Raw genomic sequence first — 23,128 nt, 5'->3', positions numbered from 1 at the left:
GGAGAAACGGTTTTCCTGCACCAAATTAAAAACAATTTACGATGACAAAAAAAAGAATAATCTTTTCATTAGCCATCCTGATGGCAATCTCATCCGCTTTTGCACAAGGTAACGGCCAGGCGGGTATTACCGAAGCCACCAATATGGTAACCTCCTACTTCGACCCCGGAACAAAACTCATCTACGCGATTGGGGCAGTCGTGGGCCTGATCGGCGGCATCAAGGTCTACAACAAGTTCAGCTCCGGCGATCCCGACACTTCTAAAACCGCAGCCAGTTGGTTCGGAGCCTGCATATTTCTCATCGTGGCGGCAACTATCCTTCGCTCTTTCTTCCTGTAAGATGGAGTTCAATATCAATAAAGGGATTGGAAAAAGTGTAGAATTCAAAGGCTTGAAAGCACAATACCTGTTCATCTTTGCCGCCGGGCTGCTGGCCGTATTCATTGTTTTTGTCGTCATGTATATGGCAGGTGCAGACCAATGGGTCTGCATCGGCTTCGGAGTCATCTCCGCCACCATGCTGGTAGGGTTTACATTCCGGCTCAATGAAAAATACGGGGAACACGGCCTGATGAAGATACTGGCAAAGCGCAATCATCCCCGCTACCTGATCAACAGGAAAATTCCACGCAGGCTCTTCAAAAGATCCCAGAAGAAGAAAAGAGTTGAATCGCCTAAAAAATAAGATCATATGAGAAATATGTTGAAAGCTGCAACGATTGAAAGCAAGTTTCCACTTCTTTCGGTGGAACATGATTGCATTATCAGTAAGGACGCGGACATAACCGTAGCCTACAGGGTGGATCTGCCCGAACTCTTTACCGTCACCTCTTCCGAGTACGAAGCAATCCATTCATCCTGGGCTAAAGCGGTCAAGGTATTGCCCGATTACAGCATCATCCAGAAGCAGGATTGGTTCACGAAAGAAAAATACCGCCCTGATACGGATAAAGAAGACTTGAGTTACCTTTCCCGTGCGTACGAACTTCATTTTAATGAACGTCCGTACTTAAGGCACACCTGTTTTCTGTTCCTGACCAAAACAACAAAGGAACGGATGCGGATGCAAAGCAATTTCTCAAGTCTTTGCCGGGGTACTATTATTCCAAAAGAAGTGAATAAGGATACGGCAGTCAAATTTCTTGAAGCGGTCGGGCAGTTCGAACAGATCATCAATGACAGCGGGTTTGTCACCCTTACACGCCTGAGCTCGGATGAAATAACCGGAACGGAAAAAGAAGCGGGACTGGTGGAGAAATACTTTTCCCTGTCGCTCGATGATACGACCTGCTTGCAGGATATAGAATTGGGAGATGATAGTTTGAGGATCGGGGATAAACGGGTTTGCCTGCATACCCTGTCCGATGCGGAAGACCTGCCGGGAAAGGTAGGGACTGATATGCGGTATGAAAAGTTATCCACTGACAGGAGCGATTGCAGATTGTCTTTCGCTGCCCCGGTAGGGCTACTCCTTAGCTGTGACCATATTTACAATCAATATTTATTTCTGGATGACAGTGCTGAGAACCTTCGGAAATTTGAGAAGTCCGCACGCAATATGCAGTCGCTATCCCGTTACTCCCGGGGCAATCAGATCAATAAAGAGTGGGTTGATCTCTACCTGAATGAAGCACATTCTTTTGGTTTGACTTCGATACGGGCACACTTTAATGTGATTGCCTGGAGTGATGATGAAGAGGAATTGAAACATATCAAGAATGATGTGGGTAGCCAACTGGCGCTCATGGAGTGTAAACCACGACACAATACAGTGGATGCCGCCACTTTGTACTGGGCCGCCATACCGGGCAATGCCGGGGATTTTCCTTCGGAAGAGTCGTTTTATACCTTCATAGAACCCGCCCTTTGTTTTTTTGCAGAAGAAACAAACTACCGTTCATCTCCAAGTCCGTTCGGGATTAAGGTGTGCGACAGGGTAAGCGGTAAACCGCTTCATCTGGATATATCTGACTTGCCGATGCGAAAAGGGATCATCACGAATCGGAACAAATTCGTGTTAGGACCTTCAGGATCGGGTAAATCCTTTTTCATGAACCACCTTGTCAGGCAGTATTACGAACAGGGAACACATGTCGTCCTGGTGGACACGGGTAACAGCTATCAGGGATTATGTGAAATGATCCACCGGAAAACAAAAGGCCAAGACGGAATTTATTACACTTATACCGAAGAGCATCCGATCAGTTTCAATCTTTTTTTTACAGACGATTATGTGTTCGATGTTGAAAAGAAAGATAGCATCAAAACCCTATTGCTTACTCTCTGGAAAAGTGAAGATGACAAAGTAACGAAAACAGAGTCCGGTGAGTTGGGCAGTGCGGTATCGGCATATATCGAGCGTATCCGGCAGGATCGGCATATTGTTCCTTGTTTCAACACATTCTATGAATACATGCGGGATGATTACCGCCGGGAACTGGAAGAAAGGGAGATCAAGGTGAGCCGGGAAGATTTCAATATTGATAATATGCTGACTACCCTGCGCCAGTATTACAAAGGTGGACGCTTTGACTTTCTGCTCAACTCAAAGGAAAATATCGACTTGCTTTCCAAACGCTTTATTGTCTTCGAAATTGATCAAATAAAGGAGAATAAGGAACTTTTCCCCGTTGTGACCATCATCATCATGGAGGCTTTTATCAATAAGATGCGCCGCCTGAAAGGTGTCCGTAAACAATTGATCGTGGAAGAGGCATGGAAGGCACTTTCTTCGGCAAATATGGCTGAATATCTGCGCTACATGTATAAAACAGTCCGTAAATATTTTGGTGAGGCGATTGTCGTCACCCAGGAAGTGGATGATATTATTTCCAGCCCTGTAGTCAAGGAGTCCATTATCAATAATTCGGATTGTAAGATACTGCTTGATCAGCGGAAGTACATGAACAAGTTTGATGCCATTCAAACCCTGTTAGGCTTGACCGATAAGGAAAAAGCACAGATACTTTCCATCAATATGTCCAACCATCCGGGACGCAAGTATAAAGAGGTCTGGGTTGGCTTGGGAGGTGTACAGTCTGCCGTGTATGCAACGGAAGTCAGTCTCCCCGAATACTACACCTACACCACGGAAGAAACAGAAAAACTGGAAGTGCGGAGGTTCACCGAAAAATTAGGGGGAGATATAGAACTGGCAATTAAGCAGATCGCCGCTGATAAAGGAATTACAAACGCCCTGAAGGCTAAAGACGTGCTTTATGGAAAAGAATTATAAAACCCGCAAACAACCGTTTGCACAATGTCCCCTGGTTTATTTGACAGGCCGCTGGATAAATAACTCGGGATCTCCACCAGTGCGTATATACAAGGACAGGCATTCTTATCATATCGAGTTTGAATACCGGGACGGGATAAAAGTGGATACCCGGATAACAGTCGTTCAGGATAAAATGTACTTTGACTTGTTCGGTCGTATCGAACTGGCTTATGACGAGGAAAATGAGTTATTGCTTGTCGCATCGGAAGGTGCTTATACAAGGGAAACGCCCGAATGACCCTTCTATTGAACACCTCTGATATATCCGGATTGGCAAGTGGTTCTACTGATCCGGTTTATAACGAAAAATTAATTTCAAACAATTAAAAAACTTATTCAATATGAAAACAAAGATCATCTTGTTGTGGATGGGCCTTTTGCTCTTCACAGCACATATAAAAGCCCAATGGGTGGTAACCGATCCCACGAATCTGGTTCAAGGGATTGTAAACTCGGCCAACCAGATTGTCCAGACTTCCTCGACTGCGAAAAACATGATTTCAAATTTTCAGGAGACAGTAAAGATCTACAATCAGGGAAAGGAGTATTACGATAAGCTCAAAAACGTTCACGATCTGGTGAAAGATGCCCGAAAAGTACAACAAACGGTGCTTCTTATCGGGGAAATATCCGACATCTACATCGAAAATTTTCAAAAGATGATGACTGATACGAACTACAGTGTGGATGAATTGGCAGCCATCTCCTTTGGTTACACCAAACTGCTGGAAGAGGGAGCCGACAGGCTGAAAGAGCTCAAAAATATCGTCACGTCGTCAAACGGTCTTTCCATGAGCGATAAGGAACGTATGGATACCATCGACAAGGTATATAATGAGATCAAGAACTATCGTAACCTGACGGTTTACTACACGAGGAAGAACATATCCGTTTCCTACTTGAGGGCAAGAGAGAAAAATCAAACTGACAGGGTGCTTGCTTTATATGGAAATGCAAATGAAAAGTACTGGTAGCCATGCTATTGTCGATAGAATTTGAAAGCCTGCACCAGATACTCCGCAATTTATACACGGATATGATGCCCCTGTGCGGTAATATGACCGGTGTGGCAAAAGGTCTGGCGGGATTCGGCGCACTGTTCTATGTAGCCTCCCGGGTCTGGCAGGCATTGGCCAGGGCAGAACCGGTAGATGTCTATCCGTTACTCCGCCCGTTTGTCATAGGTTTTTGTATCATGTTCTTCCCTACTGTGGTTTTAGGAACGATCAACTCCGTGATGAGCCCGATAGTAACGGGCACACACGGGATTCTGGAAACACAGACATTTGACCTGAACGCCTATCAGGAAAAAAAAGACAGGTTGGAATATGAGGCAAAAATGAGAAACCCTGAAACGGCTTATCTGGTGGATGACGCCGAGTTTGACAGGCAGATCGATGAACTTGGCTGGAGCCCTAAAGATATAGCCACAATGGGAGGTATGTATGTTTCCCGTACTGCATACAAGGCTGAACAGGCTGTCCGGGAGTTTTTCAGGAATATTGTCGAACTTATGTTTCAGGCGGCGGCTTTGGTAATAGACGTCATTCGTACATTTTTCCTGATCGTCTTGTCCATATTGGGGCCCATCGCTTTTGCCATTAGTGTCTATGATGGATTTCAGGCTACACTCACCCAGTGGATTACACGGTATATATCGGTCTATCTGTGGCTTCCTGTATCGGACCTGTTCAGTTCCATACTGGCCCGCATACAGGCTTCCATGTTAGAAAAGGATATTCAGAACTTATCTGATACGAGCTTTATCCCTGATAGTACGGATGCCGTGTATATCATATTCATGCTTATAGGAATTGTGGGATATTTCACTATTCCATCCGTTGCCAACTGGATCATCCAATCCGGAGGTATGGGCAATCTGGGTAAGAATGTAAATTCCCAGACACAGAATGCCGGAAAAATGGCAAAAGGCGGTGCAACTGCTGTTGCAGGGGGAGCCGGGGCGGTCGCCGGGAATATTGCAGGCCGCCTGATGGGGAAAGGGAAATAATCATAATGGAAATAGTTTGAGCCGCTTATTCATCCAAAGGGAGTATCGTTGTCCCTGATCCGTTACTATGGCTCGGTAACCGGTAACGATACTTTCCTTGAAATAATAGAGTATTCATTACAATATGGAATTTAAAGCATTAAAAAATATCGAGACAAGCTTCCGGCAGATACGTCTGTTTTCCATTGTGTTCCTCTGCCTGTGTGCCGCCGTTACCGGGTATTCGGTATGGAGTTCATACAGCTTTGCAGAGAAACAGCGGCAAAAAATATACGTGTTGGATGGCGGCAAATCGCTGATGCTGGCGCTTTCGCAGGACTTATCACAAAACCGTCCGGTCGAAGCGAAAGAGCATGTACGCCGTTTTCATGAGTTGTTTTTCACGTTGTCCCCGGATAAGAATGCCATAGAGGGCAATATACAGCGGGCTTTGTTTTTGGTGGATAAAAGCGCCTTCCGCTACTATAAGGATTTATCCGAGAAAGGATACTATAACCGTGTGGTGTCGGGAAACATCAACCAGATGGTGCGGGTAGACAGTATCAACTGCAATTTTGATACGTATCCCTACAAGGCGGTGACGTATGCCCGGCAGGTAATTGTCAGGGAAAGCAACATCACGGAGCGTAGCCTGGTTACTTCTTGTGAGTTGATCAATTCCGTAAGGAGTGACAATAATCCCCACGGTTTTACGATGGAAAGATTCGAGATCCTTGAGAACAGGGATATACGCCTTCAGGAACGCTAAAAAAATGGAATATGAAAAATATAATAAAAGAATTAGGGTATGGCATAGAAGATTTTCTGAAAAGAATATGCGGGAAGATCATACCGGAGAAACGGTTGGCGGTCATCCTGACCATGCTTCTGATCTTTACCGCCGGGAATATTTATTTTACGGTTTCGTCCATTCACAATTGGGGAAAAGAGAGTGAACGCAATGGACAACTGCAAATAGAACACATCAGGCGGTTGGAACTACGCAAAGACAGTATTAACAAAGAACTAAATGATTTTAATTATGAACAACAAGAACGGGAATAAAAAAGAGGCGGATGAAGCCAAAAAAGAATTGACACCTGAGCAACTGCGAAAGCGCAAACAGCTTTTGGTGTTGCCTTTGTTCTTTCTTGTTTTTACCGGGGCAATGTATCTCATCTTCGCCCCTTCGGGTAAAGACAAAGAGAAACAGAAAGCCGGGCTGGGATATAATACGGAACTACCTATGCCGAAAGAGGAAGCTATTATCTCCGATAAGAAAGATGCTTATGAGAAGGAAGACTTTGAGCGGAAACAACAGGAAAAGAGGCGCACCCTGCAAGACCTTGCCTTTGCTTTTGAAGATGAAAGAGAACAGCCCGCATCCCAAGGACAGTTCCACAATCGGAATCAGGATGAAACGCCGTCTTCCAGAATTCAATCTTCCGTATATGCTTATCAGGATGTGAACCGTCAGTTGGGGAGTTTTTACGAGCCGATTTCTGAAAAAGACGAGGAAGCCGAACAACGGCAACTGGAACTCGAATGGCGTTTACAGGAATTGGAGCGTAAGGAAGAGGAACGCAAGGAAACCCGGAAGATTGCGGAAGACCAGTTGGCACTGATGGAGAAATCCTATCAGATGGCGGCAAAATACATGCCTCCAACCGGACAGGGGCAAGTGACAGAAGCAATACAACGGACAGAAGAGCGTGAATCGGCTCCGGTGTCTTCAGGCAATAGCAAGAGTACAATTATTGTGAGCCAGGTACAGGAACAGGTTGTATCCTCCCTGCCTGTACAAATGAGTGACTCGGCTTTTGTATCTGAATACAGTAAGCCCCGTAATATGGGCTTTATATCGTCGGTTACAGCGAATAAGGGCAGTGAGCAAAGAAATGGGATATTTGCTTCTGTTTACAAGACGGTAACCTTATCCGACGGGCAAGACGTACAGCTCCGGTTGATGGAAGAAATACGGGCTGGAAATCATCTGGTTCCCAAAGGGACGGTCGTCAGCGGAACCATCAAAATCGGAGGGGAAAGGACTGAAGTTTTTATTCCGTCAATTCTTCTGGACGGGAACATTATTCCTGTGGAGTTGGCTGCATATGACCTGGACGGAAGAAAAGGAATATCCGTGCCGGGGTCTGCCGAAATGAATGCGGTAAAAGAGATGGCCGCCAATATGGGGCAGAATATGGGAACCAGCATTTCCATTACGGACAATGCAGGATCACAGATTGCTTCCGACCTGTCCAAAGGCGTGATACAGGGGGCATCACAGTATCTGTCGAAAAAACTCCGCACAGAGAAGGTGACCCTGAAAGCCGGGCATAAGGTCTTACTTCTCTCCGATAAATAACAACCATTAAAAATCCATTCTATAAACTTAAAAAAACAATTGTAGTTATGAAACATTTATTTTTGATACTTGCCCTTGTTGCAGGGTCTACATGTATTCAGGCACAGGAAAATCCATCTTCGGGTGATCTGTATCAGGGATTGACACGCCCCGTGGCTTTCGACCGGATGATTCCTCCTTACGGATTGGAAATCACTTTTGGCAAGACGGTACATATTATTTTCCCCGATGCCATACGTTACGTTGACCTGGGATCTGCCGACCTGATAGCCGGAAAAGCGGACGGGGTAGAAAATGTACTCCGGGTAAAAGCCGCTTTGCGTGATTTTAGCACCGAGACAAATATGGCAGTCATTACCGATGACGGAAGCTATTTTACTTTTAATGTCAAGTATGCTGATGAACCTTTGAAACTCAATATAGAGATGAAAGATTTCATCCATGACGGGGAAACGGTAAACCGTCCCAACAATTCACAGGAGATCTATCTAACCGAACTGGGAAGAGAATCCCCTTTATTAGTAAGATTAATCATGAAATCAATCTATAAAAACGACAAGCGGGAAATAAAGCATATCGGTTCGAAACGTTTCGGCGTGCAATTTATCCTGAAGGGTATTTATTCTCACAACGGCTTGCTCTATTTCCATACGCAGGTTAAAAACTCGTCAAACGTCCCATTCAATGTGGATTATATCACATTTAAGATTGTGGATAAGAAAATAGCCAAACGTACAGCTATCCAGGAGGCGGTAGTTACTCCGCTCAGGGCACACAATTTCGCTATGCAGATCAGTGGAAGACGTGATCAAAGGACCGTGTTCACACTTCCCCAGTTTACGATACCTGACGACAAACAACTCATCATTGAACTCAACGAAAAAGAAGGTGGACGCCACCAGTCCTTTGTCGTTGAGAACAGCGATCTGGTCAGGGCCAGGGTGATTAACGAACTGGAAGTAAAATAAAAGTTTCAAATCTTTTAACAACAAAGGGATATGAACAGAACAGTATTCATTATATCATTCGCTGTATCGATGGGCCTGCTTTTTGTCGATCAAGTACAGGCTCAACGATGCTTGCCGGGTATGAGGGGGATAGAACTCAGGGCAGGGACTGTAGACGGATTTAAGCAGGAAAAAAATAAAGAGGCTTTTTATTTCGGGGCTGCCATTAGCAGATATGCTTCGGGAAGTAGTAAGTGGGTATTCGGTACTGAATATCTACATAAGAATTACAATTATAAGGAAACATCCATCCCCGTTTCGGTTTTTACGGCAGAAGGCGGTTACTATTACAATTTCTTATCCGATGGAAGTAAGACCGTCTTCCTTTCTTTGGGATTATCAGCTCTTGCCGGGTATGAAACGTGCAATTGGGGAGAGGACCTGCTGTATGACGGCTCTACGCTGGCCAATGAAGATTCATTCGTTTATGGCGGAGCCGGAACGCTGGAAGTAGAAACATACCTGTCGGATAAGGTCGTTTTGGTTCTTAATGCACGGGAGCGTGTATTAATGGGGAGTTCTGTCGGAAAGTTCCATACGCAAGTGGGGGCGAGTGTAAAATTTATAATCAATTAGTCATGGTTGAAAATAATGAATGGTACACTCCAAAAGAGATTATCGCTTCACTGGGAGAGTTCGACCTTGATCCTGCCAGCTCCCTGGAAGCCTTCAGACTCAATCATTCCGCAAAGAAAATTTATACTAAACAAGAAAATGGATTATCCAGAGAATGGGATGGACGAGTGTGGCTTAACCCACCCTATTCCAGCCCTTTGCTTCAAGAATTTTTGTTGAAAATGGCAACACACTCTAATGGGATTGCATTAGTGTTCTCCAAAATAGAAGCCAAATGGTTCCATGATATCGTTTTGAACAGGGCAACCGCTATTAAACTACTTTATGACCGTATTCAATTTTTAAGAGCAGACGGGATAAGAGGCATGCAGCCTCGTAATGCTTCAATGCTGGTCGCCTATGGTCCGGACAATGCGAAAATACTCTTCAAGAATCATATAAAAGGGAAATTTTTATCACTAAGCAAGTAAATTAAAATGAAAAAATTAATAAGAAACAGTCTATACATTGTGTATGTCATGGGATTATCAGCAATAGCCTGTGCCTGTAATGACAAGTTGGATATTAAACAGGATTATGCATTTGATCTGAAGACGCTTCCGGTTCAGAAAACAATAGCGGTAAATGAAACGGCCGAAATCAGGTGCCAATTAGTTACGGAAGGAGATTATTCCGGGGCGGGGTACTTTATCCGGTATTTTCAAAGTGACGGGGCCGGGATTTTAATGGATGATGAAGGAACATTATTTACCCCGAATGACCTTTATCCTCTCACAAAAAAGACGTTCCGGCTTTATTATACATCCTTGAGTGCGGATAATCAGGTGCTTGATATTTATATCGTCAATTCCTTCAATCAGATTATTCAAAAGACATTCTCGTTTACGAATAAATCAAAAGAAAGCGGGAACAGTACAGATGGTGCAATAAGTATAAAATACGAACAATCCAAGCTTTTGAAAAAAGAGTATGGAACTCGGACTTATAATCTGTTAAATAATCACTTAGGGTATCATCATTTATAAAATAACCGATATAGCACTTTGGGATGAAGATATAGAATAATAAAGATTAGTCTCTGATTATTAAAATCAGGGGCTAATTTTTTTCTTTAATTGCAAATCGAGTAGGTAGGGGGATTACTCCCCCGCCCTCTCACACCACCCGGCTTGCTCTCGCACCGGGCGGTTTCTTTTAATTGTTTAATCTCTCGTAATTTAATGTGAGGTTGTATAGACCTACTGATTCAAACCATTTATTGCTAAGAGCCTGATGTGTTTGGGGGCAACCTGACTTGCGCCAGTGTCCTTTACCCGAGAGAGCTAATATCCAGCTTTGCCAGCTATCAACTCCCCGACTTTCAAGGAAACGTTGCAAGGTGATTACCCTTTTGCACTGCTTTAACCTGTAGCACCGAAGTTTTCTGCGTATCCATGAATCGAGATTCTTTAATAAGCCTTTACATCGGGCATAACGGAAGTAGTTCAGCCAGCCTCGCATAAGGGGTTGCAATTCGGCAATTATTTGCTCAAACTTCACGCCTCTGTTACGTTTGGTTATACTGCGTACTTTGTCCTTAAAGCGTTCAATGCTTTGCTTTGCTATGGTTAGATAACCATCGATTTGGATGGTGTGACCTAAGAATTTGGTTTGAAACACTTCGCAAACCTGACTCTTGTCTCTGTTGACAAGTAGTTTTAGTTTGCTCTCGATAAAGTTACTTACCGATTCCATTACTCTCTCGCCTGCCATTTGGCTGCGTACGTAGATGTTGCAATCGTCAGCATATCGAACAAATTTGTGTCCTCGTTTCTCTAACTCTTTATCCAGTTCATCAAGAACTATGTTGGATAATAAGGGGGAGAGAGGACTGCCTTGGGGCGTCCCTTCGATGCGTTGGCTGACAATACCCCCTGTCATGATTCCGCTCTGAAGGTATTTGCGTATCAGCTTCAAAAGGGTTTTATCCCCAATTTTCTGTGATAACATATACATCAGACGGTCATGATTGACAACGTCAAAGAATGTCTTTAAGTCGATATCCACAACTATCATCCTGCCTGTCTGTACGTATTCGCAACCTTTCTTTAGTGCGTCATGTGCACTTCGCTGAGGACGGAATCCGTAACTATAGTCAGAAAAATCTCTTTCATAGATAGGGCTTAAGACTTGGGAAATGGCTTGCTGGATAACCCTGTCGGTTACCGTAGGAATGCCCAGCCTGCGTTTACCGCCGTTAGGCTTGGGAATCTCAACCTGCTTAACGCCTTGGGGAATATATGTTCCCTCACGGAGTTGTGATAGTAAGGATTCGCCATGAGTATGATACCACGTGGCAAATTCATCTACTTTCATCTGGTCTATTCCTGCTACACCTTTGTTGCGCTTTACCTGTTTGTAGGCTTGGGTGATATTGCTGTGACACAATACCGCTCCCATTAAATCAAGGGTTAAGGCTCGTTCTTGTTCGCCTGCTTCTTCTACTTGCAACGCCTTTGATGTATTAGCTCGGCTTACGGCTTCACTATCTACACAAGGGCATACAGAATCCTTGACTGCTACTGTGAACAGGTCTGACTGGTATGCTGTAACTTGCTGTCGCTTCATAGAACAAATTTTGAACTAACTGCTCCTTAAATTAAAAGATTCAGACCTTCTTTTATGAGTGTGCACTTCATAAAATACTATGTCTTCTGCTGACTTCTTATAAGACTTAGAATTACATCGCTATAAGTCCTGCACTGTTGGTGCCTCTTATAAGACCTCTCGGGATAAGATATTAAACTTTCACTGCGTTCTGCCTGATTTACTCATAAGAGTTACGGTTGAAGTTTGGGCGTTCCCAATCCATTGCTCGGTTGCCCTCCCAAATGAGCCTTATATCAGATTTCTGTGCGTCAGAACCTCAGTTTTGCTGATGGCTTCTTTCAGATTTGCAGTTGCCCGCAACACCCTTGCCAGTCGCTAATGTTTCCTATCAACTCGGCACATACAGGAACTTACATCCTGCAAGCTTAATACCATGCCCGACATACAAAACGATATGCATATATTGTATATTTGCATTTCGAAAGAATAAATACTATAGATTTAATTATTATGGGCTATTTACGTAACAATCTATCATCGGGAGAAAATATCGTATATCAAGCGAACATACACTGGTTTATCTTTGTCCGTCCTGCATTACTTCTTCTTTTTGGGTACTTGTTTTACTCGGCCCTTGAAACAGGGTTTATTCACTGGGGCGGAATCATACTACTTGTCCTTGGTACATTCTCATTGTTTGAAAGATTATTCACGAAAATAGGTTCCCTATATGTAGTACCTAAAAGTCTCAAATAAAAGTTGCATGTGTCAGATAAAGTATTTATCTTTAAGGTGTTAAATAAAAAATAACACTCACCCGACACATGCAATACAAAAATAGTAAAAAAATCTCATTTACTGCCAGTTCAGTAAAGAAAGAGTTCAGTTCAGAACAATTAACGTCATATTCAGGGTTAAGCGTAACCTCTGATTTTATCAACCATTGCGGCATTTATCGTCGGTTGGAACATCTTTTCCCAACCACCCGGCACAATGCAAGCCGTTTCAGTACAGCCCAAATACTCTCAAGTGTCCTGTTGGCTTCGTTGTGCGGTGTTCACCGTTTGAAGCGGATTGAAAATTTCACCTTTGACGCCTTGGTTTCCCGCTTGTTGAAGTTACCCAAGAACATTGACGAGGACACCATACGCCGCCATTTGACAGGTTTGGGTGAAAGGGGCGCCCGTTCGCTTCACGAGTTGTTATTGGATTTTACCGGCTTGCAAGTTTCCCGTTGCGGGTTAAAACGCGTGACGCTTGATTGCGACTCAAGCACATTTACCGTTTACGGCAACCAACAAGGAGCTGAAGTGGGTTACAACTCGCATAAAAAGGGCGCGAAAAGCTATCACCCCATCTTATGTTTCGTCACGGAGATGAAACTGCTTGTCAATTCGTGGCTCCGCCCGGGTTCAAGCTACACCTCAAACGGCGTTTGTGAATTTGTCAAAGAAACCTTGGCCGCTCTTCCCCAAAAAGGTGGAGAAGGTTTTTTTCAGGGCAGACAGCGGCTTTTTCAATGGTGGATTGTTTGATTTGCTGGAAGAGGGCAAACATGAATATTTGGTGAAAGTAAAGCTGAAAAACCTGAAAGATTTGCTTGCCGGGCAGACATGGCAACCGGTTGACCCACGGACGGCGACCTGCCGGTTTATACATCAATGTAGCGGTTGGAGGAATCCCCGCATGTTTTATGCCGTGCGCATCATAAAGCAAATGGTTGAAGTCGATTATTTTGGCGAAAAACAATTTGTACCCGAGTATGAGTACTTTTGCTATTGCTCGAACCTGAAAGGATTGGATGCCTTGCAGCTCCATACCCTTTATGGATCCCGATCAGAGAGTGAGAATTGGATCGAGCAAACCAAAAACTCGCTTTGTGCGGGAAAAACCATCACGCATGATTTTTGGGTAAACGATATTCTTTGGCAACTTTCGTCATTTGCCTACAGTTTATCGGTGCTCATGCGATACCGGGGCGACTTTTGGGTTTGGCGCCAAGAGCACTCTACCTTCCGAGAATGGTTTATCCGAGTGCCGGGTAAAGTGGTGAAATCCGGCAGGCAGGTCACGGTAAAAATGCCTAAGGAGTATTACCGAAAAGCGGGGTGGCGTGATTTTGAGCAGCGAATAACGACAACGATGACCGGATGACGGATTTTCACTTAATCGTCCATCGCCATCTTTCGTGTCGTAAAAGGGTTTATGACAAGGAATTGCCATGCCTTGGAAGAGTGATAATGTTAATATATATAAAAATGCCACCATAAAAAGTAAATCAACACGTTAAACGTGCAAGAAACAGTGAAGATGAAAAGAAAATAAAACGGTATCTCTCGAAAAAAAGAGAAATTCCGCTTTGAAAACTATTAATTTGAGTTGGGAATTTTAAATGAGATTTTTAAGTAGTAACTAACAAAAGGCTGATCCTTAAATCGGGAATTATAAAAAGGGATGCATTGGAACTAATGTTGAACAAGTGCGAAGGTATCAGGATCAGTCAGGGTATTTGGGGGCGAACAGCTGGTTTTGGTACGCTTATCGTGACGACAGGAGGCGCTACAAATAGTTACCGTTATGTGGCCAATCCTTTAAAATTTAGAACGGAGATAGACGGTCAAATCCCATGATTTCCTAATACCATAAAATGTACAAATGTAAATTTATATTGAAAGGCGTCAGGAAACTTATACGGGACAGTTACAAATAATAATTTTGCAGGATACGTGGAGGGTCAATTTATGAATGACATAGTTGAAGTAAATTATACCTCAAACTCAAGCCCTGGCGATAGTGGTGGGCTCGTATATTCGTCAAATGGCTTCACGAATTATACGACAGGTACCCATATTGGCAGATTACCAAATACTAACTACTCTTATTACACAAAATTCCAAAATATTCAAAATGTGTTTGGTGCTACACGCTATTAATATGAAAGGATTATTTTTTCTTTGTGTTGTTCTTTTTATTAGTTGCACATTTAAACCAAGTGGGACAGAGGGTACGGATTCTTTATCGAAAAATAGAACTGAATCTGTAAAAAATGATTCAGTAAAGGATAATATGTTGGAAACTTACATTAATTCTTTAGATATTCGTATGGAGTTAGAAGATTCTATATTCAGTATGTATCCGGATACCCTACACATGAATATAATAAATAATTCTGATTATAAACTTCTTACAGGGAGTAGGTATTCCATGAAATACTTCGAATCTGGAATTTGGAAAAGTATCTCACAATTAGAGAACACGATTTGGGCGGATGTAGAAATACCTGTGGGCCCCCAAAGCAGTAGAGGTTCTGATGCTATTCTGTTCATTAGGAATTTAAAACCGGGGAGATATCGGATAGAGAAAGAGTTTAGTATTGTGATTCCAACAATCAAAAGAAGTCCAAATAACATCCGTATTACTCTTTCAGATGAATTTATATTAAATTGAAAACAGTTTATAAATTAGAACATGGAAGGGGCTGTACCAGAAAATTTCTAGTACAGCCCTTTTTCTTATCTGGAATTTAAATCATGGGGCGACTGAAGGATCGGGAACCAAGGAATATTCTTCCGTGATTTCATCCAACAGGCTAACGGGAAGATGCAAATATACTGCAAAGTCAGGATGGTAGACTAACCCGAAGCCGAACATCACCCCGTCTTTTTCATCCTCACAATCAATCATAAAGACGCAGTAATTATGTGGATGTCCAGCATTCAAATTAAGGATTACTTCCGCATCCGATAATTCCGGCGGAGGTGCTCCTTCCGGGGTTAATTCATAATAGTCAAAATCTTTCCAACCTTTTTTGATGTAGGTGGCATATAGTTCCTGAAGTTGCCTGGTCGATAAATGGCTTATGTCGTAAAAACGTTCAAGCATGATCCTTATTTTATTGAAACAAAGTTATAAATTAAAAATTAAGATTCAATCCAATTGTTCACGAAATATATGACAATCATTATCTGTTTTGGTTATCTGTATTTACACATCCGAAAATTAATTAAAATCAATATGCACAATTGAAAATTTCGACCAAAAAAGAGGCTCAAAAGAGCCCCTCATCTGCTAAACTTAAATAGTTTTCTTCTGTAACAATGATATGATCTAAAAGCTGAATATCCATCAAACCACAGGCTTCTTTCAGTTTCTTGGTAAGAAAAACATCCTGCGGACTCGGACTCAAGGCCCCACTCGGATGGTTATGGGCCAGGCAAATCCCTGAACAATTAACTTTAAGTGCGGTTTGCAGAATAATCCGGATATCAACTACCGTACCGCTCATTCCTCCCGAACTAACCAACATGATGCCTAAAACACGGTTGGCTCTATTTAAAAACATCACATGACACTCTTCGTGATGCTGCATGCAATCCTTATGTGCTTCCCTGAATATTTTGGAAGCATCTCTTGAACAAGTAATTCTAGGGCGATCACTTGTTTTAACTTTATCAGAATAAGATACTTTAATTTCCGGAATATTGAAATAATCTACTTGCATAATAACAAAGTTTTAATTGTGAAACAATAATTTTTTGCTTTCACAACCACAGGAAATATGCTCACTTCATGCAAGGTTTTGACGAAGAATACTCTTTTTTCTTTCGGCTTGCCGATAAAAAGAAAAAAGGAAGATTGTTCGTCAAACCATAAGGCTTGACCTTGCTACTTGTGAGAAATTTCCTGTAACTTTGCTAAAAAATTAGTGGAGAAACGATACTATATTCCAATTGCTGGCATATAGATTGCAATTGTCATTCAATGGCTTTTTGTTACTTTTTCTCCGCATTTTTTATATGCTCATGGAAAAAGTAACGGGCGAAAAATCGCCCGCCTTATCTATTCCCTTTTTTGTTTTTGGTATCTAAAAATAAACCAACTATCTCTATAATCCTCTCCAACTAAATTAAAAACTCCTGAATATCCACTCTGGTCGGCAAATTTCTTGGCTTCCGATATGGATGGGAATTCACCCAATTTCCTAAACCCCACAAATAGTTTGTACATATTGCTCTATTACTGTTATGCTGTTAATCTCTGTTCAATAAGTGATATATTATTGTTTACAAGGTTAACAATCCTATCGTGGTATTTGGTATTCTTATTGCATAATCCTCTCGATTGGACGACTTGCAGTTTAGTCAATGATACTTCTATTGTTTCAACCTTTTCCCCATCGACACAAGCGGATAGAATGAGGGAATTTGATTTTGAATGATAACTGCCTACACAATGGTGCATCAGCTTGCCCTCCTTTATAATCTCTGCCACGCTTTCAAGGACATGTACGCTGATTTTTCCATCGGTGAAAACAAGTCCGAAAAACCTTTCTTTGACTTGCCTGAATTCGGCTTCTTTTTCGAGTTGTTTTTCAATTTCCTCTTGTGCATCGGCTTTCGCTTTTTTGATTACATATCGGTCGTGTTCTGCTTTCAGGTCGGCAGGACATACATATTTGGCATTATGCAGGTCTTTCCTGAAGAATCGGAGTAAGTCGATATAGTCGCACCAAAGGGTTGCATCCTTGATTTTATAATTATTCCGGATGCAGATACGGATGGATGCCCAATAGTTGTCAATATGAAGTTTCCAACCACTATCCATTATTCGCTCCAATAACTTGGCATAGCCTGTTTTTATCAATGTTTCGGCTCTGTTGTCGGTCATTAGGGTGCGGAACAGGTTTAAAGGTTTCTGTCCGTAAAACTCTTTTTTATAGCCTGTCCGTTTGAGTTCGGGGATCAGTTTTTGTCTTGGGTAAACCTCCCCGATACCAATCTTGTCATATACGTTTATGCAAAACTTGTTGCTGCTGTTCTCGCTCCGCAGTTCCAACGGGGTATGAACTATCCACGAATCGTAATAACACGTTCCCAATGTCTGGCGCAAACGGGCAAATGTGCAATACTTGCCATCAGGAGCAATCCACCGTTGCATCACTTCTGAATGGGTGTATCTCGGCAATTCTCCGACCTTAGCGGTATAGTTTACGATTATGGTACGCAATACCTGATATCTCTCACAGGAGGTTATAATGGTCATGTAGTAGCTTCCGCTAAATACCCGTTTCTTAGTGGTTTCAACCTTTAGTTTCGTATTGCATTCGGGACAGTTGCAATCTGTCAGGATAGAGACTAAATACCCTGCTCCCTGCCACGAATGACCGCATTTGGTACAGGTCATCTTACCTTTTTCGGTTCGGTGTCCGATATGTTCGATAGTGTTGTCATATCCCCACTGAATCTGTTCTTTAGTAAGTTTGGGCAGCTTCTTGCTTGCTTCCACTACCCGTTGTTGGAATTTATTCTTTGGTTTCATGTGATTACAATTTTAGAAGTCAAATAAACTGGGTTGGGGTGTTAGGAGCATTTTCCTGGCTTTCTTAACAGGCTGTGTCATCTTCCTGTATGTTTCATCATGTACTTTCTGTATGGCTTCTTTGCGTGCCTGTTCTTTTTCTTCTTCGGTCAGTTGCACCATATGGTTTACTACTACATGGGCGTTCATTGATTTTCCTATTTCGAGGTTGACTTCATCGTAATAGTGAACCGCCATACCAAAGATTTCGTCGTCCTCAAAGCCGTTACAACCTGAATTCTTAACTGTGTTCAGGATATAGGTTATACAGTCGTCTATGTTCTTGTTTTCTTTAGTGGTATATGCCCATTCAAATTGCGGATCGCTTGCTGCACGTTGTTCTAAATAGGCTTGTATGGTATTTTTGAAATGATTCGTTGATTTCATATTGTTGGTATTTGTGGGGTAGCATAACTACCCCTTGTTATACACTAATTCGTATTATTCTTTTTCCAGATTGTCATATATTGCAGTTCCTCCCGCTTAGTCTTCGAGAATACCCAACCTGCCTGTTTCTCGCCGTTGTGGGTCAGTCTCGGATTGAATTTTCCTCCCATTGCTTTAAGCAGGTCTTTGATTTCTTTGGTATCTCCGAAAAGTGCGATTGCTTTCTCCGAATAATCGACAATCTCAAAAGAGAGGTTATCTGCGTTTACATGGTATCCTTCCATCTGAATGATTTGGTTTACTTCTACTGCTCTTACTTCTGTGTCGGTGGTTGTACCCCCGAATAATGAATATAATTTTGTCATAACTGTTAATTTTAGAGGATGAATAATGCGATCAATGAAATAAGGAGGAACAGAAGCAAAATAGAGAATAACAGTTTGACAATCAGCTTAACTATACGCCATATCAGACGGGTAAGGAGATAAAAGGCAAACAAGGTCACCACCCACCCGAAAGACGCTGTAATGGAAGCTAAAGCCCACACAAGGGCACCTGCCAACACCAATTTGATGCTAGATGGAAAGTAGGAAATATTGTTTTCTTTATTTTTTTCTGTTCTTCTCATAATCATCGACTTTTTTTTATATGCCGGGACGGAGCCAGTGAGGTTTCTATTGTTTTATAGGCGGCAAAAGGTCAGATTGGCGGTATGACAAATTTTTTGGGAAAAATACGCTCGCCGCTTGCGGAAAGAGGAAGATTTTTTCCAAAACCCTTCAGGGCTTCAGAATTTACGTCATTCCGGGAATCTGAAATACCTTTGCCTATGAAAAATAGAAATCTCCATTGGGCTGTTCCTATACTAATGAGGAGATGATTATTAGAGAGAAGGATAGATAAAAATGAAGGTAAGACAATGAAAAGTATTACCGTCAATATTATCTCAATTTAGATATTCTGCAAACCGCTTTAGAAGAGATTATGAAATGATGTTATCTTTGTATAGCAATTTTTAAATAAGAAAATGAAAGAATTAGTTCCTTTATCCCAAAAGTATTTTGATCTAATAGCTCTATTTACAAGAGAACCATTTGTAAGATTATACATAAAAGAATTAGAATTTTATACCGATGGAGGTAGCTTAATAGGTTTTATCTGTTTGGATTTGATTGACAATAATTTTTCCGCAGGAATCTTATCCAGAGATAAATCAATGCAATATCGGGCTGTAAATGTAGCTGTTGATTTCCTTTCCATAGAGGATGCCAGAGAATGGATTAGTACTTCCTTTAACGAAAATGATATTATTATACATGACAACCAGAGTGAATATTTCGATTTATTTGAGGAATTGAAAAATGACGACGAACATATACATCCCCATTATAAACTTCTAAAAGAGTCTGATTTTTTTTCGAGCGCAAAAGAGACAGTCAAGGAAATTTCATATCATTATAAAGATATTGACGGAAATTTCATAGAACAATTTCAATCTTTAAATGGTTTTGATTCACGCATTTTTGAATTATATCTTTTTTGTTTTTTCAGAGAACAATTATTTTCATTTAAAAGAGAATTTGAAGTCCCTGACTTTATTATAAATAAATTTGGAGATGAAATTGCGGTTGAAGCCGTCACAATAAGCAGAAAAATTGAAAACATGAAAAATATAACAAATTATCAACCTAAAGCATTTGAAGAAATTACATCTGATTTAGAAGACAATGTTCCTTTAATGTTTGGAAGTGTTTTATTTGATAAAGCTAAAAAGAAGTATTGGGAGAAAGAAAATGTACGGGGAAAACCTTTCATAATCGCCGTCGCTGATTTCCATGATACTATGTCTATGACATGGACTTATAATTCGCTCCTTGAGTACTTGTATGGATACAGATATGATGATTATAAACATACAGAAGATGGAGAGTTGGTTATCAATCCTAAAAGGATAAATTATTTTAAGAAAAAAAATGGAACAAAAATACCTGCTGGATTTTTTTTAGATGAAAAAAATAAAAATATAAGTGCTGTACTCTTTTCTTCGACAGCAACATTATCTAAATTCAATAGAATGGGAAGGCAAGCAGGTATGGGATCTATGAGTAGTATATTAATTCGCCACATGATAATATATAACCATGAAAAAAATGCAGATAAACCAAACTTTGTAAGTTATTTTGTTGATGAAAATTCAAATGAAACATGGAGTGAAGGAGTAATTATTTATCATAACCCAAATGCAATACACCCTTTAGATCCTGATTTATTTGATGGAACAGTCGCCCAATGCTTCTTTAATGTAGACAATCATTTAGTAGAAAGTGAGATGCCTTTAATATTTCCATATGCTTCGTATACTCAAAACCTAAAAACAATAGAGAAATCGCAAAGAAATAAAACTGTTTGAAAATAATAGACTTATGTGTGTTATCAACCTTAGTAATTTAAATGGTATTCCAATAAAGTTTTTGCAAGAATTAGAAAAACAGGATTATCTTTTTTATCAGAATGAATTTCTTGAAAACCTTCTGGATGTAGACTCTATTAATGATATCATTGTAAAAATCAACGAATTTTGTGAGAGTAATACAATTATAGGATTTCATTACACAAGAGTTATTCCAGAGGAAATATCCAAGAAAGGCTTAATTTGTAGAACAGGAAAGGAGATACGCCGTACTTTTATGTCAAACTGGGGGTATCTATTCACAGACGAGGAAAAAATTAAAATAACAAATACATGGGATAGTTATTTTAGTATGCATTCTCAACAAGGTAGAGATAATATTTTGTTCTTTAATTTTACTACGTATGCATTATATGAATTAGTTTAGATTTAATCTGACAGTTAAGGGCAAAAACTTAAATTTGTAATTGCATAAACAAAGAAAGTTCAACCCTTAAAACTGTCAGAAATGAATTCAGAAACGAAGTTAATCAAAAACAAGTTAGGACTGCTTAAATTAGCAGAAGAATTAGGTAATGTCTCTCAGGCATGCAAGTATTTAGGATATAGCCGGGATACCTTCTACCGATACAGGGAACTGGTGGAAACTGGTGGTGAATTAGCTCTCAAGGAGATCAGCAGACGAAAGCCCATCATCAAGAATCGTATTGAACAGGAGATTGAAGATCGGGTAGTATCATTTGCAACAGAAAATCCTGCTTTTGGTCAGGTCCGTGTTTGCAATGAGCTGAAAAAGGAGGGTGTTTTTGTATCACCATCTGGAGTTAGAAGCATATGGTTGAGAAATGATCTTGAAACATTCCGCAAGCGTTTGAAAGCGCTGGAAGCAAAGGTTGCCCAGGAAGGAATCGTACTCACCGAAGCTCAGGTTGTGGCTTTGGAAAAGGCCAAAGAGGAAAAGGTTGCCAGGGGTGAAATTGAAACTTATCATCCCGGTTATCTTGGAGCCCAGGATACGTATTACGTGGGGAACATCAAGGGCGTGGGACGTATTTATCAGCAGACATTTATTGATACATACACGAAGGTCGCCACAGTTAAACTTTATGATCGCAAAGTAGCTCTTGTTGCTGCTGATATGCTGAATGACCGGGTACTCCCTCTTTACGACCGGTACGGGATTCCACTGATGCGAGTGCTTACTGACAGGGGAACCGAATATTGCGGGGCAAGAGAACATCACGAATACCAACTCTACCTGGCGATTGAAGATATCGATCACACGAAGACCAAGGCAAGAAGTCCCCAAACAAACGGTATCTGTGAACGTTTTCACCGGACAATGCAGGAAGAGTTTTATGCGACTGCATTCCGAAAGAAGATATACAGAACGATTGAGGAATTGCAAAATGATGTGGATATTTGGTTGATGTACTACAACAACGAGAGACCTCATTCGGGCAAATATTGTTACGGTAAGACGCCGATTCAGACCTGGAAAGATAGCCTTCATCTGACAAAAGAGAAATTATTGGATACTCTGAATCAAAATTTTGTATCTTTGACTCCGTCGGATGAAGAGGAAACAGGCGCTGCTGGAGAGCAACTTGTCAGAAATAATCCGACTGGCTGGAATGGCCAAGGGGGTGAAAATACCCCCTCTTACCACATTCCAATTCCGGTCAGCTATGTCTCAAAAAACTCAAATCCATAAATTAAAAAATGCCCACTGTCAGATCAAGTCTGAACTATTACACATTATATAATGGTGGAGCACAAAGATTATTGCAGAATTATGGAGGGGAACAAGTCTATATGCCTATAGAATCAATAGATTGCATCAGTCAAAAAATAAAAAATATAGGGATCCCATTGATTCTAAAATGCAAGTTGAATCCAAAAGATTTGAATACTTTTTGCGAAAATCCGTGGGGTAATATTGCTGTTTCAACATATCACCGACTGGTAAATCCCGAAGCTCACCAAGATGACCAGGATGGCTATCAGAGTGTAAATGTAGACCCTCAAAATATAGAGATAATAAAATTCTATGACAAGCAATACAATTATTGATTGGATAACTCAATTTTCGGGAGCATCCCACTAACTGTGTAAGTTGTAAGTTTATGGATTAAGGGTTGAAAGTCCAGACCCTTAATCCAGAAACT

Annotated in this window: 25 protein-coding genes and 3 pseudogenes; 21 read left to right on the top strand and 7 right to left on the bottom strand. The window is 41.2% G+C overall.

The features are described from left to right. The first annotated feature begins 41 nt into the window (after window positions 1–41). From KDN43_RS06775 to KDN43_RS06715, 13 genes are all read left to right on the top strand, one after another. On the top strand, window positions 42–341 hold the full coding sequence (locus tag KDN43_RS06775) for a DUF4134 domain-containing protein (RefSeq protein ID WP_238868998.1): 300 nt from the start codon (window positions 42–44) through the stop codon (window positions 339–341). Between the two features lies 1 nt (window position 342). Continuing rightward, window positions 343–687: a DUF4133 domain-containing protein gene (locus tag KDN43_RS06770; RefSeq protein WP_238868997.1), complete on the top strand. Its 345-nt coding sequence runs from the start codon at window positions 343–345 to the stop codon at window positions 685–687. 6 nt (window positions 688–693) lie between these two features. Then, a complete protein-coding gene (locus tag KDN43_RS06765; RefSeq protein WP_238868995.1) occupies window positions 694–3,237 on the top strand; it encodes a TraG family conjugative transposon ATPase in 2,544 nt (847 codons plus the stop codon). Next, entirely contained in the window at window positions 3,221–3,517 is a 297-nt protein-coding gene (locus KDN43_RS06760; protein WP_238868993.1) for a DUF3876 domain-containing protein, read from the top strand. The genes KDN43_RS06765 and KDN43_RS06760 overlap by 17 nt, the downstream gene beginning before the upstream one ends. Window positions 3,518–3,620: 103 nt before the next feature. Further along, window positions 3,621–4,253 (top strand): DUF4141 domain-containing protein, encoded by a 633-nt coding sequence (locus KDN43_RS06755; RefSeq protein WP_238868990.1) that lies wholly within the window; start codon window positions 3,621–3,623, stop codon window positions 4,251–4,253. Window positions 4,254–4,255: 2 nt separating this feature from the next. Then, complete coding sequence (gene traJ / locus KDN43_RS06750; RefSeq protein WP_238868989.1) at window positions 4,256–5,290, top strand: conjugative transposon protein TraJ; 1,035 nt, start codon at window positions 4,256–4,258, stop codon at window positions 5,288–5,290. Between the two features lie 124 nt (window positions 5,291–5,414). Then, window positions 5,415–6,038: a conjugative transposon protein TraK gene (gene traK / locus KDN43_RS06745; protein ID WP_238868987.1), complete on the top strand. Its 624-nt coding sequence runs from the start codon at window positions 5,415–5,417 to the stop codon at window positions 6,036–6,038. 11 nt (window positions 6,039–6,049) lie between these two features. Beyond that, window positions 6,050–6,334 (top strand): TraL conjugative transposon family protein, encoded by a 285-nt coding sequence (locus tag KDN43_RS06740; RefSeq protein WP_238868985.1) that lies wholly within the window; start codon window positions 6,050–6,052, stop codon window positions 6,332–6,334. Next, the gene (gene traM, locus KDN43_RS06735) at window positions 6,312–7,634 is read left to right on the top strand and encodes a conjugative transposon protein TraM (RefSeq protein WP_238868984.1); all 1,323 of its coding nucleotides are present in this window, start codon (window positions 6,312–6,314) and stop codon (window positions 7,632–7,634) included. The genes KDN43_RS06740 and traM overlap by 23 nt, the downstream gene beginning before the upstream one ends. 47 nt (window positions 7,635–7,681) lie before the next feature. After that, on the top strand, window positions 7,682–8,602 hold the full coding sequence (traN, locus tag KDN43_RS06730; RefSeq protein ID WP_238868983.1) for a conjugative transposon protein TraN: 921 nt from the start codon (window positions 7,682–7,684) through the stop codon (window positions 8,600–8,602). 30 nt (window positions 8,603–8,632) lie between these two features. Beyond that, window positions 8,633–9,217 carry a conjugal transfer protein TraO gene (locus KDN43_RS06725; RefSeq protein ID WP_238868982.1) on the top strand — a complete coding sequence of 195 codons (585 nt, stop codon included), beginning with the start codon at window positions 8,633–8,635 and terminating at the stop codon, window positions 9,215–9,217. Between the two features lie 2 nt (window positions 9,218–9,219). Further along, entirely contained in the window at window positions 9,220–9,687 is a 468-nt protein-coding gene (locus KDN43_RS06720) for a phage N-6-adenine-methyltransferase (RefSeq protein ID WP_238868980.1), read from the top strand. Window positions 9,688–9,693: 6 nt separating this feature from the next. Further along, the gene (locus KDN43_RS06715; RefSeq protein WP_238868979.1) at window positions 9,694–10,242 is read left to right on the top strand and encodes a DUF3872 domain-containing protein; all 549 of its coding nucleotides are present in this window, start codon (window positions 9,694–9,696) and stop codon (window positions 10,240–10,242) included. 169 nt (window positions 10,243–10,411) lie between these two features. Here the strand turns inward: KDN43_RS06715 and ltrA are convergent, their stop codons facing one another. Then, window positions 10,412–11,824, bottom strand: coding sequence for a group II intron reverse transcriptase/maturase (gene ltrA, locus KDN43_RS06710; protein ID WP_238868976.1), 1,413 nt, complete (start codon window positions 11,822–11,824; stop codon window positions 10,412–10,414). Between the two features lie 806 nt (window positions 11,825–12,630). Here ltrA and KDN43_RS16425 point away from each other — a divergent pair. The 4 genes and pseudogenes from KDN43_RS16425 to KDN43_RS06695 all read left to right on the top strand — a co-directional run bounded on the left by KDN43_RS16425 (window position 12,631) and on the right by KDN43_RS06695 (window position 15,253). After that, on the top strand, window positions 12,631–13,341 hold the full coding sequence (locus KDN43_RS16425) for a transposase (RefSeq protein WP_256448726.1): 711 nt from the start codon (window positions 12,631–12,633) through the stop codon (window positions 13,339–13,341). Further along, window positions 13,286–13,960, top strand: coding sequence for a transposase (locus KDN43_RS16420; protein WP_256448725.1), 675 nt, complete (start codon window positions 13,286–13,288; stop codon window positions 13,958–13,960). The genes KDN43_RS16425 and KDN43_RS16420 overlap by 56 nt, the downstream gene beginning before the upstream one ends. A gap of 266 nt (window positions 13,961–14,226) precedes the next feature. Beyond that, window positions 14,227–14,436, top strand: a pseudogene (locus KDN43_RS06700) (PH domain-containing protein); the annotation flags it as partial. Between the two features lie 304 nt (window positions 14,437–14,740). Then, the gene (locus KDN43_RS06695; RefSeq protein ID WP_238868973.1) at window positions 14,741–15,253 is read left to right on the top strand and encodes an immunoglobulin-like domain-containing protein; all 513 of its coding nucleotides are present in this window, start codon (window positions 14,741–14,743) and stop codon (window positions 15,251–15,253) included. Window positions 15,254–15,334: 81 nt separating this feature from the next. On the opposite strand, the gene KDN43_RS06690 is transcribed toward KDN43_RS06695, so the two are convergent. From KDN43_RS06690 to KDN43_RS06665, 6 genes and pseudogenes are all read right to left on the bottom strand, one after another. After that, entirely contained in the window at window positions 15,335–15,688 is a 354-nt protein-coding gene (locus tag KDN43_RS06690) for a hypothetical protein (RefSeq protein WP_092027916.1), read from the bottom strand. Between the two features lie 166 nt (window positions 15,689–15,854). Beyond that, window positions 15,855–16,307, bottom strand: coding sequence for a JAB domain-containing protein (locus KDN43_RS06685; RefSeq protein ID WP_238868971.1), 453 nt, complete (start codon window positions 16,305–16,307; stop codon window positions 15,855–15,857). A 521-nt stretch (window positions 16,308–16,828) separates the two neighbouring features. Beyond that, window positions 16,829–18,124, bottom strand: a complete 1,296-nt coding sequence (locus tag KDN43_RS06680; protein ID WP_238868969.1) for a PcfJ domain-containing protein — start codon at window positions 18,122–18,124, stop codon at window positions 16,829–16,831. Window positions 18,125–18,136: 12 nt separating this feature from the next. After that, window positions 18,137–18,550 (bottom strand): PcfK-like family protein, encoded by a 414-nt coding sequence (locus tag KDN43_RS06675; RefSeq protein ID WP_238868968.1) that lies wholly within the window; start codon window positions 18,548–18,550, stop codon window positions 18,137–18,139. Between the two features lie 44 nt (window positions 18,551–18,594). After that, window positions 18,595–18,798, bottom strand: a pseudogene (locus KDN43_RS06670) (hypothetical protein); the annotation flags it as partial. A gap of 128 nt (window positions 18,799–18,926) precedes the next feature. After that, on the bottom strand, window positions 18,927–19,178 hold the full coding sequence (locus KDN43_RS06665) for a hypothetical protein (protein ID WP_238868966.1): 252 nt from the start codon (window positions 19,176–19,178) through the stop codon (window positions 18,927–18,929). A 399-nt stretch (window positions 19,179–19,577) separates the two neighbouring features. On the opposite strand from KDN43_RS06665, the gene KDN43_RS06660 reads away from it, so the two are divergent. The 4 genes and pseudogenes from KDN43_RS06660 (at window position 19,578) to KDN43_RS06645 (ending at window position 23,033) form a co-directional block, all read left to right on the top strand. Continuing rightward, on the top strand, window positions 19,578–20,960 hold the full coding sequence (locus KDN43_RS06660; protein WP_238868963.1) for a glycosaminoglycan attachment site: 1,383 nt from the start codon (window positions 19,578–19,580) through the stop codon (window positions 20,958–20,960). Window positions 20,961–20,973: 13 nt separating this feature from the next. After that, on the top strand, window positions 20,974–21,387 hold the full coding sequence (locus tag KDN43_RS06655) for a hypothetical protein (RefSeq protein WP_238868960.1): 414 nt from the start codon (window positions 20,974–20,976) through the stop codon (window positions 21,385–21,387). An 81-nt stretch (window positions 21,388–21,468) separates the two neighbouring features. After that, window positions 21,469–22,494: pseudogene (locus KDN43_RS06650) on the top strand (IS481 family transposase); the annotation flags it as partial. A 188-nt stretch (window positions 22,495–22,682) separates the two neighbouring features. Further along, window positions 22,683–23,033 (top strand): hypothetical protein, encoded by a 351-nt coding sequence (locus tag KDN43_RS06645; RefSeq protein WP_238868959.1) that lies wholly within the window; start codon window positions 22,683–22,685, stop codon window positions 23,031–23,033. Window positions 23,034–23,128: the final 95 nt, after the last annotated feature.

This window comes from Proteiniphilum propionicum (assembly GCF_022267555.1).
GTDB classification, from domain to species: domain Bacteria; phylum Bacteroidota; class Bacteroidia; order Bacteroidales; family Dysgonomonadaceae; genus Proteiniphilum; species Proteiniphilum propionicum.
Note: the sequence above shows the minus strand (reverse complement) of the source record. Positions and strands in the feature narration are given on the sequence as shown.

What these genes read in the sequence shown, in the direction of transcription:
- traM (WP_238868984.1), top strand. Translation starts at nt 6,312, where the DNA reads ATGAACAACAAGAACGGGAATAAAAAAGAGGCGGATGAAGCCAAAAAA.
- KDN43_RS06770 (WP_238868997.1), top strand. Translation starts at nt 343, where the DNA reads ATGGAGTTCAATATCAATAAAGGGATTGGAAAAAGTGTAGAATTCAAA.
- KDN43_RS06680 (WP_238868969.1), bottom strand. Translation starts at nt 18,124, where the DNA reads ATGAAACCAAAGAATAAATTCCAACAACGGGTAGTGGAAGCAAGCAAG.
- KDN43_RS06685 (WP_238868971.1), bottom strand. Translation starts at nt 16,307, where the DNA reads ATGCAAGTAGATTATTTCAATATTCCGGAAATTAAAGTATCTTATTCT.
- KDN43_RS06725 (WP_238868982.1), top strand. Translation starts at nt 8,633, where the DNA reads ATGAACAGAACAGTATTCATTATATCATTCGCTGTATCGATGGGCCTG.
- KDN43_RS06665 (WP_238868966.1), bottom strand. Translation starts at nt 19,178, where the DNA reads ATGAGAAGAACAGAAAAAAATAAAGAAAACAATATTTCCTACTTTCCA.
- traK (WP_238868987.1), top strand. Translation starts at nt 5,415, where the DNA reads ATGGAATTTAAAGCATTAAAAAATATCGAGACAAGCTTCCGGCAGATA.
- KDN43_RS06695 (WP_238868973.1), top strand. Translation starts at nt 14,741, where the DNA reads ATGAAAGGATTATTTTTTCTTTGTGTTGTTCTTTTTATTAGTTGCACA.
- KDN43_RS06755 (WP_238868990.1), top strand. Translation starts at nt 3,621, where the DNA reads ATGAAAACAAAGATCATCTTGTTGTGGATGGGCCTTTTGCTCTTCACA.
- KDN43_RS06765 (WP_238868995.1), top strand. Translation starts at nt 694, where the DNA reads ATGAGAAATATGTTGAAAGCTGCAACGATTGAAAGCAAGTTTCCACTT.
- KDN43_RS06655 (WP_238868960.1), top strand. Translation starts at nt 20,974, where the DNA reads ATGTGTGTTATCAACCTTAGTAATTTAAATGGTATTCCAATAAAGTTT.
- KDN43_RS06715 (WP_238868979.1), top strand. Translation starts at nt 9,694, where the DNA reads ATGAAAAAATTAATAAGAAACAGTCTATACATTGTGTATGTCATGGGA.
- KDN43_RS06740 (WP_238868985.1), top strand. Translation starts at nt 6,050, where the DNA reads ATGAAAAATATAATAAAAGAATTAGGGTATGGCATAGAAGATTTTCTG.
- KDN43_RS06720 (WP_238868980.1), top strand. Translation starts at nt 9,220, where the DNA reads ATGGTTGAAAATAATGAATGGTACACTCCAAAAGAGATTATCGCTTCA.
- KDN43_RS06690 (WP_092027916.1), bottom strand. Translation starts at nt 15,688, where the DNA reads ATGCTTGAACGTTTTTACGACATAAGCCATTTATCGACCAGGCAACTT.
- KDN43_RS06775 (WP_238868998.1), top strand. Translation starts at nt 42, where the DNA reads ATGACAAAAAAAAGAATAATCTTTTCATTAGCCATCCTGATGGCAATC.
- KDN43_RS06760 (WP_238868993.1), top strand. Translation starts at nt 3,221, where the DNA reads ATGGAAAAGAATTATAAAACCCGCAAACAACCGTTTGCACAATGTCCC.
- KDN43_RS06675 (WP_238868968.1), bottom strand. Translation starts at nt 18,550, where the DNA reads ATGAAATCAACGAATCATTTCAAAAATACCATACAAGCCTATTTAGAA.
- KDN43_RS06660 (WP_238868963.1), top strand. Translation starts at nt 19,578, where the DNA reads ATGAAAGAATTAGTTCCTTTATCCCAAAAGTATTTTGATCTAATAGCT.
- traN (WP_238868983.1), top strand. Translation starts at nt 7,682, where the DNA reads ATGAAACATTTATTTTTGATACTTGCCCTTGTTGCAGGGTCTACATGT.
- KDN43_RS06645 (WP_238868959.1), top strand. Translation starts at nt 22,683, where the DNA reads ATGCCCACTGTCAGATCAAGTCTGAACTATTACACATTATATAATGGT.
- traJ (WP_238868989.1), top strand. Translation starts at nt 4,256, where the DNA reads ATGCTATTGTCGATAGAATTTGAAAGCCTGCACCAGATACTCCGCAAT.
- KDN43_RS16425 (WP_256448726.1), top strand. Translation starts at nt 12,631, where the DNA reads ATGCAATACAAAAATAGTAAAAAAATCTCATTTACTGCCAGTTCAGTA.
- ltrA (WP_238868976.1), bottom strand. Translation starts at nt 11,824, where the DNA reads ATGAAGCGACAGCAAGTTACAGCATACCAGTCAGACCTGTTCACAGTA.